The 13918-nt window shown below is 71.7% G+C and carries 12 protein-coding genes and 1 pseudogene; 4 read left to right on the forward strand and 9 right to left on the reverse strand.

Annotated features, from left to right (window positions below; translation table 11 throughout):
* Positions 1-28: 28 nt before the first annotated feature.
* Positions 29-1819, reverse strand: a complete 1791-nt coding sequence (locus tag ACFYZF_RS07805) for an ABC transporter ATP-binding protein (RefSeq protein ID WP_387017033.1) — start codon at positions 1817-1819, stop codon at positions 29-31.
* A 225-nt stretch (positions 1820-2044) separates the two neighbouring features.
* On the opposite strand from ACFYZF_RS07805, the pseudogene ACFYZF_RS07810 reads away from it, so the two are divergent.
* The 3 genes and pseudogenes from ACFYZF_RS07810 to ACFYZF_RS07820 form a co-directional block, all read left to right on the forward strand.
* Positions 2045-2209 (forward strand): annotated as a pseudogene (locus ACFYZF_RS07810) (helix-turn-helix domain-containing protein); the annotation flags it as partial.
* A 45-nt stretch (positions 2210-2254) separates the two neighbouring features.
* On the forward strand, positions 2255-3292 hold the full coding sequence (locus ACFYZF_RS07815; protein WP_387017134.1) for an NB-ARC domain-containing protein: 1038 nt from the start codon (positions 2255-2257) through the stop codon (positions 3290-3292).
* A gap of 85 nt (positions 3293-3377) precedes the next feature.
* Positions 3378-4205, forward strand: a complete 828-nt coding sequence (locus tag ACFYZF_RS07820; protein WP_387017136.1) for a DUF72 domain-containing protein — start codon at positions 3378-3380, stop codon at positions 4203-4205.
* A 44-nt stretch (positions 4206-4249) separates the two neighbouring features.
* On the opposite strand, the gene ACFYZF_RS07825 is transcribed toward ACFYZF_RS07820, so the two are convergent.
* Genes ACFYZF_RS07825 through ACFYZF_RS07860 form a run of 8 tightly spaced genes read right to left on the reverse strand, consistent with a single transcriptional unit; the run spans position 4250 to position 12312 of the window.
* Positions 4250-4855 carry a lactate utilization protein C gene (locus ACFYZF_RS07825; protein WP_387017034.1) on the reverse strand — a complete coding sequence of 202 codons (606 nt, stop codon included), beginning with the start codon at positions 4853-4855 and terminating at the stop codon, positions 4250-4252.
* The gene (locus ACFYZF_RS07830; RefSeq protein WP_387017036.1) at positions 4852-6273 is read right to left on the reverse strand and encodes a lactate utilization protein B; all 1422 of its coding nucleotides are present in this window, start codon (positions 6271-6273) and stop codon (positions 4852-4854) included. The genes ACFYZF_RS07825 and ACFYZF_RS07830 overlap by 4 nt, the downstream gene beginning before the upstream one ends.
* On the reverse strand, positions 6270-7043 hold the full coding sequence (locus ACFYZF_RS07835; protein ID WP_387017138.1) for a (Fe-S)-binding protein: 774 nt from the start codon (positions 7041-7043) through the stop codon (positions 6270-6272). Before ACFYZF_RS07835 ends, ACFYZF_RS07830 begins: the two co-directional genes overlap by 4 nt.
* A gap of 2 nt (positions 7044-7045) precedes the next feature.
* Positions 7046-8476: a rhamnulokinase family protein gene (locus ACFYZF_RS07840; protein WP_387017038.1), complete on the reverse strand. Its 1431-nt coding sequence runs from the start codon at positions 8474-8476 to the stop codon at positions 7046-7048.
* Entirely contained in the window at positions 8473-8694 is a 222-nt protein-coding gene (locus tag ACFYZF_RS07845; protein ID WP_387017040.1) for a hypothetical protein, read from the reverse strand. The genes ACFYZF_RS07840 and ACFYZF_RS07845 overlap by 4 nt, the downstream gene beginning before the upstream one ends.
* A gap of 16 nt (positions 8695-8710) precedes the next feature.
* Positions 8711-10744, reverse strand: a complete 2034-nt coding sequence (locus tag ACFYZF_RS07850; protein WP_387017042.1) for a bifunctional aldolase/short-chain dehydrogenase — start codon at positions 10742-10744, stop codon at positions 8711-8713.
* Between the two features lie 36 nt (positions 10745-10780).
* Positions 10781-11962, reverse strand: a complete 1182-nt coding sequence (gene rhaI / locus ACFYZF_RS07855; protein ID WP_387017044.1) for an L-rhamnose isomerase — start codon at positions 11960-11962, stop codon at positions 10781-10783.
* Entirely contained in the window at positions 11959-12312 is a 354-nt protein-coding gene (locus tag ACFYZF_RS07860) for an L-rhamnose mutarotase (RefSeq protein ID WP_387017046.1), read from the reverse strand. The genes rhaI and ACFYZF_RS07860 overlap by 4 nt, the downstream gene beginning before the upstream one ends.
* A 472-nt stretch (positions 12313-12784) precedes the next feature.
* On the opposite strand from ACFYZF_RS07860, the gene ACFYZF_RS07865 reads away from it, so the two are divergent.
* A complete protein-coding gene (locus tag ACFYZF_RS07865; RefSeq protein WP_387017047.1) occupies positions 12785-13876 on the forward strand; it encodes a LacI family DNA-binding transcriptional regulator in 1092 nt (363 codons plus the stop codon).
* The last annotated feature ends 42 nt before the right edge of the window (positions 13877-13918 follow it).

A 13918-nucleotide genomic window follows, 5' to 3' on the forward strand; every position in this document is an offset into this window, starting at 1 on the left:
TCTGGCCAATCCTTCGTTGCGCAGTGGATCAGGAGGCGGTGGCCGTGCGTCGAACCGCGCCGGACTGCGCGTCGAGCAGCTGCGTCATCGCAAGGGTTCGGTAGAGGTCGTCGGAGTCGATCAGCTCGGCGTGGGTGCCACGGGCTCGGATCCGGCCACCGTCGAGGAGCAGGATCTGCCGGGCCATGGTCACCGTGGAGAGTCGGTGCGCGATGATCAGCACGGTGCTGACCCGCGCCACCTCGGCGATCGCGTCGCGCAGGCTCAGCTCGTTGAGCCCGTCCAGGGCGGAGGTCGCCTCGTCCAGCAGCAGCACCCGGGGACGGCGCAACAGGGCCCTGGCGATCGCGATGCGCTGCCGTTCCCCGCCGGAGAGGTTCATCCCCCGATGCCCGACCAGGGTGTCCAGGCCGTCGGGGAGGCGACGGACGAGATCGTTCAGCCGGGTCTGTTCCATGGCCTGGGCGAGTTGGGCGGCGGAGGCGTCCGGCGCGGCGAAGAGAAGGTTCTCCCGAAGGGTTCCGGACAGCACGGGCGCGTCCTGCTCCACGTACCCCAGGTCCGCGCGCAGCTGCGGGATGGGCAGGTCACACACGTCGCGGCCGGCGAACTCCACCACCCCGGAGTCCGCCTCGTAAAAGCGTTCCAGCAGCGCGAACACCGTCGACTTGCCGGCGCCGGAGGGGCCGACGAGCGCGGTCATCCCGCCCACCGGCACCTCGAAGTCCACCCCGGACAGGATGTCCGGCCCGTCGGGGGCGTACCGGAAGTGGACGGCGCGGAAGGCGACGGCGACCTCGGCGGACGGGCCGCCGCCGGGGTACCGGCCGACTGCGCCGTTCGGAGCGACGGGGGTGGCCGGGGCGCCCCGTCCGGCGTCGACGGGGGTCACCCGGTCGTCCGGCTCGGTGGAGAGCGCTTCGACCTCCTCGATGCGCCGCACGGCGGCCATCCCGGCCTGTAGCCCGCTGACGCCCTGCACCAGCTGGTTGATCGGTGAGTACAGGTAGAACAGGTACATCAGGAAGGCGATCAACGACGACACCGGCAGGCTGCCGTCGGCCACCCGGGCACCACCGACCCCGAAGACGGCGAGGAAGGACAGCTGAACGACCAGTCCGGACGCGGAACTGGCGACGGCGCTCCACCGGACGGCGGTGATCCCCTCGTCGCGGGCCGTGTCGACCGCCCGGTGCATCACCCCGGCCTCGCGCCGCTCCGCACCGTTGGCCTTGATGGTGCGCAACGCGCCGAGTGCGCGTTCCAACTGGCCGCCGATGTCGCCGAGGGCATCCTGCGCCCGCCGGTTCGCCGCGCCGAGGCGCGGCATGACCAGGGCGGTGGCCCCGCCGACCACCAGCATCACGGCGGCCACCACGCCGAACAGGACCGGGTCCAGGTAGGCCATGAACCCGGCCATCCCGAGCAGGACGACCGTCCCGAGCACCAGGTCCACCAGGTCGTTGGTGGTCGCGTGACGCAGCAGCGTGGTATCTGCGGTGACCCGGGAGATCAGGTCACCGGGAGGCGTGGTGTTGAGCGCACCGACCCGCAGCCGCAGCAGCCGGGTGACCAGGGCGGACCGGACGTCGCGGACGATCTCCTCGGCGGTCCGGTCGATCAGGTACCGGCCCGCGGCGGCAACGACGGCGCCGGCGAGCACGATCCCGCAGAGCAGGACGCTCAGCCCCAGGATCGGTCGCCCGGAGCCCAACCGATCGACGAATTCCCTGGCCAGCAGCGGTGTCGCCAGGGCTGCGGCACCGCCGGCGGAGCTGACCACGGTGCCGACCGCCAGGACCCGACGGTGAGGACGCACGTACCTGAGCAGTTGCCGGAAAGCCGAGGCGGCAGGCGGGTTTGAGGCCATGAGGATGCGTGAGCCCCCTTCCTGAAAATCGACGGAGAGTGGCTACACTTTCTCCCGACCACGCGGGGAGATCCAGATAACTAACCGTCAATAAGTCATCAAGTTGGGGGCACGGCCTTGGCGGAGGATCCGAGTCACGACGCGTCCGCGCCAGCCGCCTCACTCGCCGGCCTCGTGCGCGCCCTACGCAGACGGGCCCTACTTACGCAGGAAGAACTGGCCAGCCTCTCGCGGTTGAGCGTGGGCACGATCCGCGGCCTCGAAACCGGCCGGATCCAGCAACCACACACAGGCACACTTCGTAAACTAGCCGACGCGCTTACTCTCAGCGACGAAGAAGCGGCGGCGTTGATCACAAAATCTCGGGCACTTCCAACACGGACAGTGACGGAGTTGATGCCGGGCCCGGTGCCGGCGCAGCTTCCGGCCAGCATCCCCTCGTTCGTCGGGCGGGCGGAGCCGATGCGGCTGCTCGATGCCCGCCTGACCGCCACAGACGGCGCGACGGTCACCCTGGCGATCGTGGGCAGCGCCGGAATCGGCAAGACCGCCCTGGCCGTTCACTGGGCCCACCGGGTGCGCCACCGGTTCCCCGACGGCCAGATCTACCTCAACCTGCGCGGGTTCGACCCACACCAGAGCCCGTTGACGACCGGCGCGGCCCTGCACAGTCTCCTCGCGGCGTTGCACTTCCCGGCACACCAGATGCCGGCGGACGCGGACGCTCAGGTCGGCCTGTACCGGACCCTGATGGCTGACCGTCGGATGCTGATCCTGTTGGACAACGCCCGCGACGCCCAGCAGGTCCGTCCCCTGCTGCCAGGGTCGGCAGGCTCGCTGGTCCTGGTGACCAGCCGGGACCGACTTTCCGGCCTGGGCACCGCCGACGGCGCCGACCTGCTGACGCTGTCTCGCCTGCCACTGGTCGAGGCCCGGGAACTGCTCGTCCGCCGGCTCGGTGCCCTACGGGCGGCCGCCGACCACCCGGCGCTCGACGAGATCATCGAGCACTGCGAGGGGCTGCCCTTGGCGCTGGCCGGCGCGGCCACCTTCGCGAACCGGCATCCCAGCACCTCACTCGGCTACCTCGCCATACAGTTGCGCAACGCGCGCCGGCGGCTGGACGTCCTCGCCGACAGCGATCCGGCGACGAACATCCGTTCGGTGTTCTCCTGGTCGTACGCGGCGCTCACCCCGGACGCCGCCCGGTTGTTCCGACTGCTGGCCCGCCACCCGGAGAGCCACTTCACGACGAGGAGCGCCGCCGTCCTAGCCCTGGTCTCCGCGACCAAGGTGTACCCACTCGTGTGCGAGCTGACGCGGTTGCATCTGGTCGAGGACCACCCCGACTACTACGTACTGCCCGAGTTGCTGCGCGCCTACGGCGAAGAGCTGACCTACCCCGCGCTGCGGGCGTCGTAGTGCCGCCGGTCATGTTCGGTCGACGCCCGCCGGCAACGGCGGGCCGGAAGGGGGCGGGGTGATGCGTCTCCACGTGGGCTGCGCGATGTGGACCCACAAGGCATGGCAGGGGCGTCTGCTGGCGCACCCGCTCCCGTCCCACGAGCGCCTGCGGCACTACGCCGGTTGGTGCGACGCCGTCGAGGGGAACACGACCTTCTACGCGACCCCGACCAGGGACACCGTGGCCTCGTGGGCGGAGCAGACCGACCCCGGCTTCCGCTTCGTGCTCAAGCTGCCGAAGCTCATCACGCACGAGCGACGCCTCGCCGACGCCGACGAGGCGCTTCGCGTCTTCCTGGACGCGATCGAGCCGCTCGGCCCCCGGGCCCACGCCCTGTGGATCCAGCTGCCGGGGTCGTTCGGCCCGGCTGACGTCGCCGTGCTCGCCCGCTTTCTGCGTCGGCTCCCCAGTTCCCACCGGTATGCCGTGGAGGTCCGGCACCCCGCGTTCTTCGACGACCCCCGCTCGACGTCGCTCCTGGAGGAGGCGCTCGCCGCCGCGGCTGCCGAGTGGATCCCGTTCGACACCACCGCGTTCTTCCAGAGCCCTCCGACCAGCGACGCGGAACGGGACGCGTGGACCAGGAAGCCGCGCATGCCGCTCCGATCGCACGCGCTGACCGACCGGCCGATCGTCCGGTATCTCGGCCGCGACGACTCCGCCCGGACCGTGGAGGGCTGGCAGCAGTGGATCGACGTCACCGTCGGATGGCTGCGCGAGGGCCGCACGCCCACCATGTTCGTCCACACCCCGGACAACGCCGAGGCGCCCGTGCTCGCCCGCCGCTTCCACGACGCCGTACGGGCACGCGTACCCGAACTGGATGCGCTGCCCCGACCGATACCGGTCGGGCCGTTGACCCTCTTCTGACAGCGAGGACGCGGGTGAGCCTCCCCGCACTGTGGACACCCGCGCTAGGCGGGGGGAAGTATCACGACGTGCAGCTGTCGGGGCCCGTGGACGCCCTCGACCCGGTTGAGCTCGATGTCACTGGTGGCGGAGGGCCCGCTGATCCAGGTCAGCGGCCGGTGCGGAGCAACCCGGGCGAGGGCGTCCGGCACGCTGGCAACGACCTGGTCGGCCCGCAACACGCAGACGTGCACGTCGGGCAGCAGGCTGATGATCCGGCGGCCCTGGTCCGGGTCGGCGTCGAGGACCACGGTGCCGGTTTCGGCGACGGCCACGGCGGCCGCCGTGACGACCCCGTCGACGGCGGCGATCTGTTCCGCGGTGAGGTTCTCGTCGATCACCGTGGTAACGCTGTCGGGCAGCCAGTGGCGGGGCAGGCCGGGCGGGATCACGATGCGCCGTCCGCCGAGGATCCTGCCGATCACCTGCGCGACCTCGCCGCCGGCACACCGGTGGACGATGGCCCGGTAGTCGGTCAGGCGGTGGACCAGCAGGTCGAGGTCGGCGGCGGAGCCGGCGGGCCGGTACTCGCGTGGCACATCGGCCGGTGTCGCCGGGGTGTCGCCGAGGGCAGCGCGGATCCGGCCGAGCACAAGCTGGCGTGAGTTCACCGCTCGGCCCACCACTGGCGGAAGGTCTGCGATGGCGGCTGCGGCAGGTCGCGGCTGCTGGTCCAGCCGTTCAGCGGTGGGGGCAGGACGCGGCCGGCGACCCGGGTCAGGCCTGCGGCCCGCTGCGCGGCCGCGTACAGCGCCGGGTGGTCCATCGTGTACGCGGCTGCGGCCATCACCGCCGCTTCGGCGCGCGGGTGGGGGACTTGGCTGCGCAGGTGCACCAGCAGTTCCGGAATGTTGATCATGACGGGGCAGGCGTCGTAGCAGGCGCCGCAGAGCGATGAGGCATACGGCAGGGAGGCGTTGTCGGCGACCCCGGTCAGCTGGGGGGACAGCACCGCCCCGATCGGCCCCGGGTAGACCGACCCGTACGCGTGCCCGCCGGTGCGCTCGTAGACCGGGCAGACGTTGAGGCAGGCGGAGCAGCGGATGCAGTGCAGCGCCTGCCGGCCGACCTCGTCGGCGAGCACCGCGCTGCGGCCGTTGTCCAGCAGCACCAGGTGCACCTGCTGCGGCCCGTCGCCGGGAGTGACCCCGGTCCACATCGAGGTGTACGGGTTCATCCGTTCCCCGGTCGACGCCCTCGGCAGCAGTTGCAGGAACACCCCGAGGTCCGCCCACCTGGGGATGACCTTCTCGATGCCCATCACGGTGATCAGGGTCTCCGGGAGGGTGAGACACATCCGTCCGTTGCCCTCGGACTCGACCACCGCGAGGGTGCCGGTCTCGGCGACGGCGAAGTTCGCCCCGGACACGGCTACCCGGGTGCTCAGGAAGATCCGGCGCAGGTAGCGGCGGGCGGCGGCGGCCAGGGCCGCCGGCTCGCTGGTCAGCCCGGGGTCGACGTCGGGCATCTCCCGCCGGAAGATCTCCCGGATCTCCGCCCGGTTGCGGTGGATCGCCGGCACCAGGATGTGGCTGGGCCGGTCCCGGCCGAGCTGCACGATCAGCTCGGCCAGGTCGGTCTCCACCGGTTCGATCCCGGCCGCCTCCAGCGCCTCGTTGAGGCCGATCTCCTGGGTGGCCATCGATTTGACCTTGATGACCCGGTCGCTGCCGGTCGCGGCCACCAACTCGGTCACGATCCGGTTCGCCTCGACCGCGTCGGCCGCCCAGTGCACGGTGCCACCGGCCGCGGTGACCGCCGCCTCCAACTGTTCGAGCAGTTCCGGCAGACGGGCCATGCTGTCGGCCTTGATCGCCGATCCGGCGGCGCGCAGCTCCGCCCAGTCCGGCACCTCGTCGATCACCGCCCCCGACTTGGCCCGGATGGTGGTGGTGGCGTGGCGCAGGTTGCGGCGCAGCTGCGCGTCACCCAACGCCCGCCGGGCCGCCGCGGGGAACGGCTCGTCGCCACGCAGATGCCCCACCCCGCGCGGCGCCGTCGCCGGCATGCCCAGGAACGTGCGGCTCATGATCGCATCTCCAACCGGTCCCGCTCCCCCGCCGTCTCCGAGCCCTCCGTGCTTGCCAGGATCTCCGCCAGATGCACCGTGCGCACCCCCGCCCTCAGCCGGGACAGGCCACCACCGATGTGCATCAGGCACGACGCGTCCCCCGCCGTACACACATCGGCCCGCGTCGCCAACACATGACGCATCTTGTCCGCCAGCATCGCCGTGGAGGTGTCCGCGTTCTTCACCGCGAACGTCCCACCGAACCCGCAACACTCGTCCGCCTGCGGCAACTCCACCAGATCCAGACCCTGCACCGCACGCAACAGTCGCAGCGGCCGATCCCCCACCCGCAGCATCCGCAACGAATGACACGTCGGGTGATACGTCACCCGGTGCGGGTAGTACGCCCCCACATCCGTCACCCCCAGCATGTCGACCAGCAACTCCGACAGCTCGTACGTGCGCCGGCCCACCTCCTCCGCCCGACCGGCCAACCGCTCGTCGCCGGCCCGGCGGGCCAGCATCGCGTGCTGGTGCCGCACCGAACCGACGCAGGAGCCGGACGGGGCGACCACCACGTCGTACGGGGCGAACACCCGCACATGCCGGCGCACCAGCCGCAACGCCTCGTCCGGGTAACCGGTGTTCACGTGCATCTGCCCGCAGCACGTCTGATCGGCCGGGAACACCACCTCATGCCCCAGACGCTCCAACAACCGCACCGTCGCCTTCGCCGCCTCGGGAAAGAGGGTGTCGGCGAGGCAGGTCACGAACAGGGCGATGCGCATGTTCACCCACCCATTCTGGTCTCGGCGGCCCGCCAGGCGGCCTCGTCGCCGCGCGGCTCGTACCGCACGACGTGTTGGGTCTCGCGCAGCACGGCCCGCAGGGCGGCCAGGTCGCCGCCGACGATACCGGCGGTGCGGGCCTGTACCAGGACGTTGCCGAGCGCGGTGGCCTCGACCGGCCCGGCGAGCACCGGCAGCCCGCAGGCGTCGGCGGTGAGCTGGCACAGCAGTTCGTTGCGGGCGCCGCCGCCGACGATGTGCACGGCATCGACGTGCCGGCCGGAGAGCTGCTGCGCCTGGCGGACGGCCCGCCGGTGCGCCAGCGCGAGGCTGTCGAGGATGCAGCGGACGGTGGCGGTCGGGGTGGTGGGTACCGGCTCGCCGGCGCGCCGGCAGGCGTCGGCGATGCGCGTTGGCATGTCGCCGGGCGGCAGGAACACCAGGTCGTCCGGGTCCACGACGGAGCGGAAGGCCGGTTCGAGGGCCGCCCGCCGCAGCAGACCGGGCAGGTCGGGGCCGCCCCAGGTACGCAGCGATTCCTGCAACAGCCACAGACCCATCACGTTGCGCAGGTAGCGGATCGTGCCGTCGACGCCGGATTCGTTGGTGAAGTTGGCCTGCCGGCTCGCCTCGGTGAGTACCGGGGCGTCGAGTTCGACTCCCACCAGAGACCAGGTGCCGCAGGAGATGTAGGCGAAGCGGTTCCCCGCCGCCGGCACGCCCACCACCGCCGAGGCGGTGTCGTGCGAACCCACGGCCACCACCTGCGGCGAGCCGGGCAGCCCCAGGTCGGGCAGGACCGGGCCGATCCGGGTGCCCGGCTCGCGCAGCGGCGGGAACAGCTCGCTGCGGATGCCGGCGTCGGCCATCAGGCCGGTGGCCCAGGCCCGCCGGCGCAGGTCGTACAGCTGGGTCGTCGAGGCGTTGGTGATCTCGGCGCCGAACTGACCGGTGAGCCAGTACGCGACAAGGTCCGGGATCAGCAGCAGCCGGCGGGCGATGCCCAGCTGCGGCGTGCCGGCCGCGGCGGCGAGCTGGTAGAGCGTGTTGAACGGCAGTTGTTGCAGGCCCGTGGTCGTGTAGAGCTGCCTCTCGCCCAGCTGCTCGGCGATCCGCTCGGCCACCCCGTCGGTGCGGTTGTCCCGGTAGTGCACCGGGTTGCCGAGCAGCGCGCCGGAGGCGTCGAGCAGCCCGTAGTCGACGGCCCAGGAGTCGACGCCGATGCTGGTCACCGGCCCGGCGGCGCGCAGGCCGTCGAGGATGCCCCGATAGAGGGCGAGGATGTCCCAGTGCAGGGTGTTCCCGACCCGCACGGGTTCGTTGGGAACCCGGTGCACCTCGGCCAGCTCCAGGTGGCCCGGTCCGACGCGGGCGATCATGACCCGGCCGCTGGACGCGCCCAGGTCCACGGCGGCGAGGCGGACGCTGCTCACCGCATTCCCCGCCGAACTGCCCACACGACCGCGTGAATCGGGGCGGTCACGCCGAGCCGGTCGCAGATGGCCGCCCGCATCCGCCGGCGCACGGTCCGTCCGGACATCCCCGACCGGCGCGCCACCGTCTCCAGCGGCGCCCCCGTCGCCAGCAACCGCAGCAGCCGAAGGTCCTCCTCGTCGAGCACCGGATCCTCCACGAGCACAGTCGTCCTCATCCCGCACCACGCCGGGTCAGCGGAGGAAGGCCGCAGCGACGCCGGCGTCCACCGGGATGTGCAGACCCGTCGTGTGGGACAACTCGCCGCCGGTGAGCGTGAAGACGGCGTTGGCCACATGTTCGGGCAGCACCTCGCGCTTGAGCAGGGTGCGCTGGGCGTAGAACTCCCCCAGCTTCTCCTCCGGCACTCCGTAGACGGCGGCGCGCCGGGCGCCCCAGCCGCCGGCGAAGATGCCGGAGCCGCGGACCACGCCGTCGGGGTTGATGCCGTTGACCCGGATGCCGTAGCCGCCGAGTTCGGCGGCGAGCAGGCGGACCTGGTGCGCCTGGTCGGCCTTGGCCGCGCCGTAGGCGACGTTGTTCGGGCCGGCGAACAGGGAGTTCTTGCTGGAGATGTAGACGATGTCGCCGCCCATTCCCTGATCGATGAGGACCCGAGCGGCCTCCCGCGAGACCAGGAACGAGCCCTTGGCCATCACGTCGTGCTGCACGTCCCAGTCCGCCTCGGTTGTCTCCAGCAACGACTTCGACAGCGACAGCCCGGCGTTGTTCACCACCAGATCCAGGCCGCCGAAGGCGAGCACCGCCGCGCGGACCGCGGCGGCCACCGCCTCGGCGTCGGTGACGTCCACCGGTACGGCCACCGCGACGTCCGGCCCGCCCAGCTCACCGGCGACGGTGTCGGCGGCGGCGGTGTCCCGGTCGGTGACGACCACACAGGCGCCCTCGGCGGCGAGGCGGTGGGCGATGGCCCGGCCGATACCCGAGCCGGCGCCGGTGACCAGGGCGATCCGGGTGGCGAGGGGCTTGGGCTTGGGCATCCGGGCGAGCTTGGCCTCTTCGAGGGCCCAGTACTCGATGCGGAACTTCTCGGCCTCGTCGATCGGCGCGTACCGCGACACCGACTCGGCGCCGCGCATGACGTTGATGGCGTTGACGTAGAACTCGCCGGCGACCCGGGCGGTCTGCTTGTTGGCCCCGAAGCTGAACATGCCCACCCCGGGCACGAGGACGACGGCCGGGTCGGCACCGCGCATCGGCGGGCTGTCGCCGGTGGCGTGCCGCTCGTAGTAGGCGCGGTAGTCGTCGCGGTAGGCGGTGTGCAACTCCGTGAGCCGGACGATCGCGTCTTCGAGCGGGGCGGTGGGCGCAAGGTCGAGCACCATCGGGCGGACCTTGGTGCGCAGGAAGTGGTCCGGGCAGGAGGTGCCGAGCGCCGCGAGCGCGGGGTGCCGTTCGCGGGCGACGAAGTCGAGCACCACGTCGCTGTCGGTGAAGTGGCCGACCTGCGGACGGTCGGTCGACGCCAGGCCCCGGAGGACCGGCGCCAGCGCCGCCGCGCGGGCCCGCCGCTCGTCCGTCGGCAGCGGCTCGTATCCGTGGATCACCGGGCCGAACGGCTCGGCCCGGCCCCGGTCGTCGAGGTACGCCTGGGCGGTACGGATGATCTCCAGCGAGTTTCGCTCGCACTCCTCGCTACTCGCCCCCCAGGCCGTGATGCCGTGCCCGCCGAGGATCACGCCGATCGCCTGCGGGTTGGCCCTCGCCACGGCGGCGATGTCGAGGCCGAGCTGGAAGCCGGGGCGCCGCCACGGCACCCACAGCACCCGGTCGCCGAAGATCTCCTTGGTCAGCTCCGGCCCGTCGGCGGCGGCGGCGATCGCGATGCCCGCGTCGGGGTGCAGGTGGTCGACGTGCGCGGCGTCGACCAGACCGTGCATCGCCGTGTCGATCGACGGCGCAGCCCCACCCCGCCCGTGCAGGCAGTAGTCGAACGCGGCGACCATCTCGTCCTCCCGCTCGACGCCCGGGTAGACCTCGACGAGGGCCCGGAGGCGGTCGAGCCGGAGCACGGCCAGGCCGGCCTCGGTCAGCGTGCCCAGGTCGCCGCCCGAGCCCTTGACCCGGAGCAGCTCGACGGGGGCACCGGTCACCGGATCGATGGCCTCGCCCTTGGCGGAGGTGTTGCCGCCGGCGTAATTGGTGGTGGTCGTGTCGGCGCCGAGCCGGTTGCTGCGCGCGATGAGTGCCTGTACCTCGGGATGCATCGTTCTCACGTCTCCTGTATGCGTTCTCGGGTGGTGTCAGGCGCCCCAGCCGGCCTGCTGCCCGTCGGCGCGTTCGGCGCGGATGCGCTCGAAGTAGCCGGATCGGGCGTAGGCGGCGATCGGGTCGGGGTCCAGGCCCATCTCGGCGCGCAGCTCGGCGAGGAGCGGCCGCACGTCGGTGTTGTAGGCGTCCATCAGGACCGCGTTGGCGCCGAGCACGTCACCGGCCTGCTGCGCGGCGGCGAGCGCGGCGGCGTCGACGAGCAGGGCCTTGGCGGTGGCCTCCTGGACGTTGAGCACCGAGCGGATGATCGCGGGGATCTTCGGCTCGATGTTGTGGCACTGGTCGAGCATGAAGGCGATGCCGGCCTCCGGGCGCAGGGCGTCGCCACGCACGATCTCGTGCATGATGCGGAACAGCTGGAACGGGTCCGCGGAGCCGACCATGAGGTCGTCGTCCGCGTAGAACCGGGAGTTGAAGTCGAAGGCGCCGAGCTTTCCGGCGCGCAGCAGGAACGCGACGATGAACTCGATGTTCGTGCCCGGCGCGTGGTGCCCGGTGTCGATGACGACCTGCGCCTTCGGCCCGAGCTCCAGGCAATGCGCGTAGGCGGTGCCCCAGTCCGGCACGTCTGTGGTGTAGAAGGCGGGCTCGAACAGCTTGTACTCCAGCAGCATCCGCTGATTCGGGCCGAGTCGGCCGTGCACCTCCCGCAGTGCGGCGGCGAGGCGGTCCTGCCGGGCGCGGATGTCGTCCTGGCCGGGGTAGTTGGTGCCGTCGGAGAACCACAGTTTCAGGTCGCGCGAGCCGGTGGCGTCCATGATGTCGACGCACGTGAGGAGGTGGTCGGTCGCCTTGCGTCGCACCCGCGGGTCCGGATTGGTGACGCTGCCGAGCATGTAGTCCGGGTCCTGGAAGACGTTCGAGTTGATCGTGCCGAGCGCCACCCCCAGGTCGGTCGCGTGCTTCGCCAGCGCGGCGTAGTCGTCGACCTGGTCCCACGGAATGTGCAGGGCCACCGTGGGTGCCACCCCGGTCAGCCGGTGCACCGTCGCGGCGTCGGCGATCTTCTCGTACGGGTTGCGGGGCACACCTTCCTGCGGGAAGACCCTGAAGCGGGTGCCGGAGTTCGCGTACGCCCAGGACGGGGTCTCGATGCGCTGCGCGCGCAGGGCCTGCTTGACTCCCTCCTCGGTCGGCGCGTCGGTCTGGGTCATGGTGTTTCTCCCGTCTGGGCGGCGAGCTGCGCCTCTAAGTTGAAGACCTCGTCCAGTGGCCGCATGGCACGGTCGGCCGTGCCCTGGTCGAGGTCGAGGAAGAAGGACGCCATCTCCGCCTGCCAGCGGGCGTTGACGTCGCGGGCCTGCATGGCGGCCTGTGCCGCCGCGAAGTCGTCGGTCACCAGGAACCCCACGAGCAGGCCGTCTTCACGGAGGAAGAGGGAGTAATCGCGCCATCCGCACTCGGCCAGGGCGGCGAGCATCTCCGGCCACACGCGCGCGTGCCGGGCCCGGTACTCGTGCAGGCGGGCGGGATCGACCTGCAAGGTGAAGCAGACGCGGGGCATGGCTCTCCCATCGGCACCGCCCGGGGGTGGGCGGTCAGAACTGGAACTGGTCGATGTCGTTCTTGTCGGAGACGGTGGGCGGGCCGAGGACGACCACGCCGTCCAGCACCAGCAGCGGAGCGCCGTCCGCGCCCGGTGTGCCGGGCTTCATCCGACCCCCTGAATCGTTTCATTCCCGTGCTTGGACCGTAGGGGCAGGCATTCACCCCGTCAAGGGTTTCCCGGGCGATTTCTCGCCGGTTGCCCGAGCGGACCTACCAGGCGGGTCCGGAGCTGCGCCTACGGCCAGCCCCGGGGCGCGCCGGCACCGCCCGCTGGCTACATGAAACGTTTTAAGCGCTATAGACTCCCGGCCGTCAACCGGCCGGACCCGTTTCGACCCGCCCGTACGGCAACAAAGACACCGCGACCGAGGTACCCGCACCCCGGCCGCGGGCCGCAACCAACCACCGCACCGATCGTCGAGGGAGCCATGGCAGCGGCGAACATCAAAGAGGTGGCCCAGCACGCCGGCGTTTCCGTCGGCACGGTGAGCAACGTGCTCAACCGGCCCGACACGGTCGCCACCACCACCCGCCAGCGGGTGCTCGCGGCCATCGCCGAGCTCGGCTACGTCCGCAACGACTCCGCTCGCCAACTGCGCGCCGGACAGAGTCGCACCATCGCCATCGTCGTACTGGACGTGGCCAACCCGTTCTTCACCGACGTGGTGCGCGGCGCCGAACAGGTGGTCGAGGAGGCCGGCGCCATGCTCGTCGTCTGCAACAGCGGCGAGGACAGCGCCCGGGAACGTCGGCACCTGGAACTGCTGGAGGAGCAGCGGGTCCGTGGCGTGCTCATCACCCCGGTCCAGCACGGCTCCCGACCCCACCTGGAGAAGCTGATCGACCGCGGTATTCCGGTGGTGCTCGTCGACCGGGGCTCGGGCCGGGCCAGCCGCTGTTCGGTGGCCGTCGACGACGTGCTCGGCGGCCGGCTGGCCATGGACCACCTGCTGGACCAGGGCCACCGCCGCATCGCGTACCTCGGTGGCCCGTTCTCCATCGCCCAGGTCGCCGATCGGCACGCCGGGGCCGCCGCCGCGCTGGACGAACGCGGTGACGGCGCCGAACTGCGGGTCGCGACGACCACCAGCCTGACCGTCGCCGCCGGACGACGCGCCGCCGAGGACCTGCTGGCCCTGCCCGCCCGGCGACGTCCCACCGCCGTCTTCTGCGCCAACGACCTGATCGCGCTCGGCGTGCTGCAGGAGGTGACCACGCGCGGCATGCGGGTGCCCGCCGACGTGGCCATCGTCGGCTACGACGACATCGAGTTCGCCGGCGCGGCGGCGGTGCCGCTGTCGTCGGTGCGTCAACCCCGCGAGCAGCTCGGCCGCACCGCAGCGCAACTGCTGCTGGAGGAGGGCGAGTCCGGCGAGACGCACCGGCACCGGCACGTGGTGTTCCAGCCGGAGCTGGTCGTGCGCCGCTCCAGCGACCAGCAGCGACGAACCCAACGTGGGCGGACAGGCGCGCCGTCGCCGGCCGCGCTCGACGGCGTCAGGCGATCGCCGCGGAGCTGACGACCAGAAGGCCGGGGCGCGGTCGTCACGACCGCGCCCCGG

Source organism: Micromonospora sp. NPDC001898, assembly GCF_042891255.1.
GTDB lineage: Bacteria > Actinomycetota > Actinomycetes > Mycobacteriales > Micromonosporaceae > Micromonospora.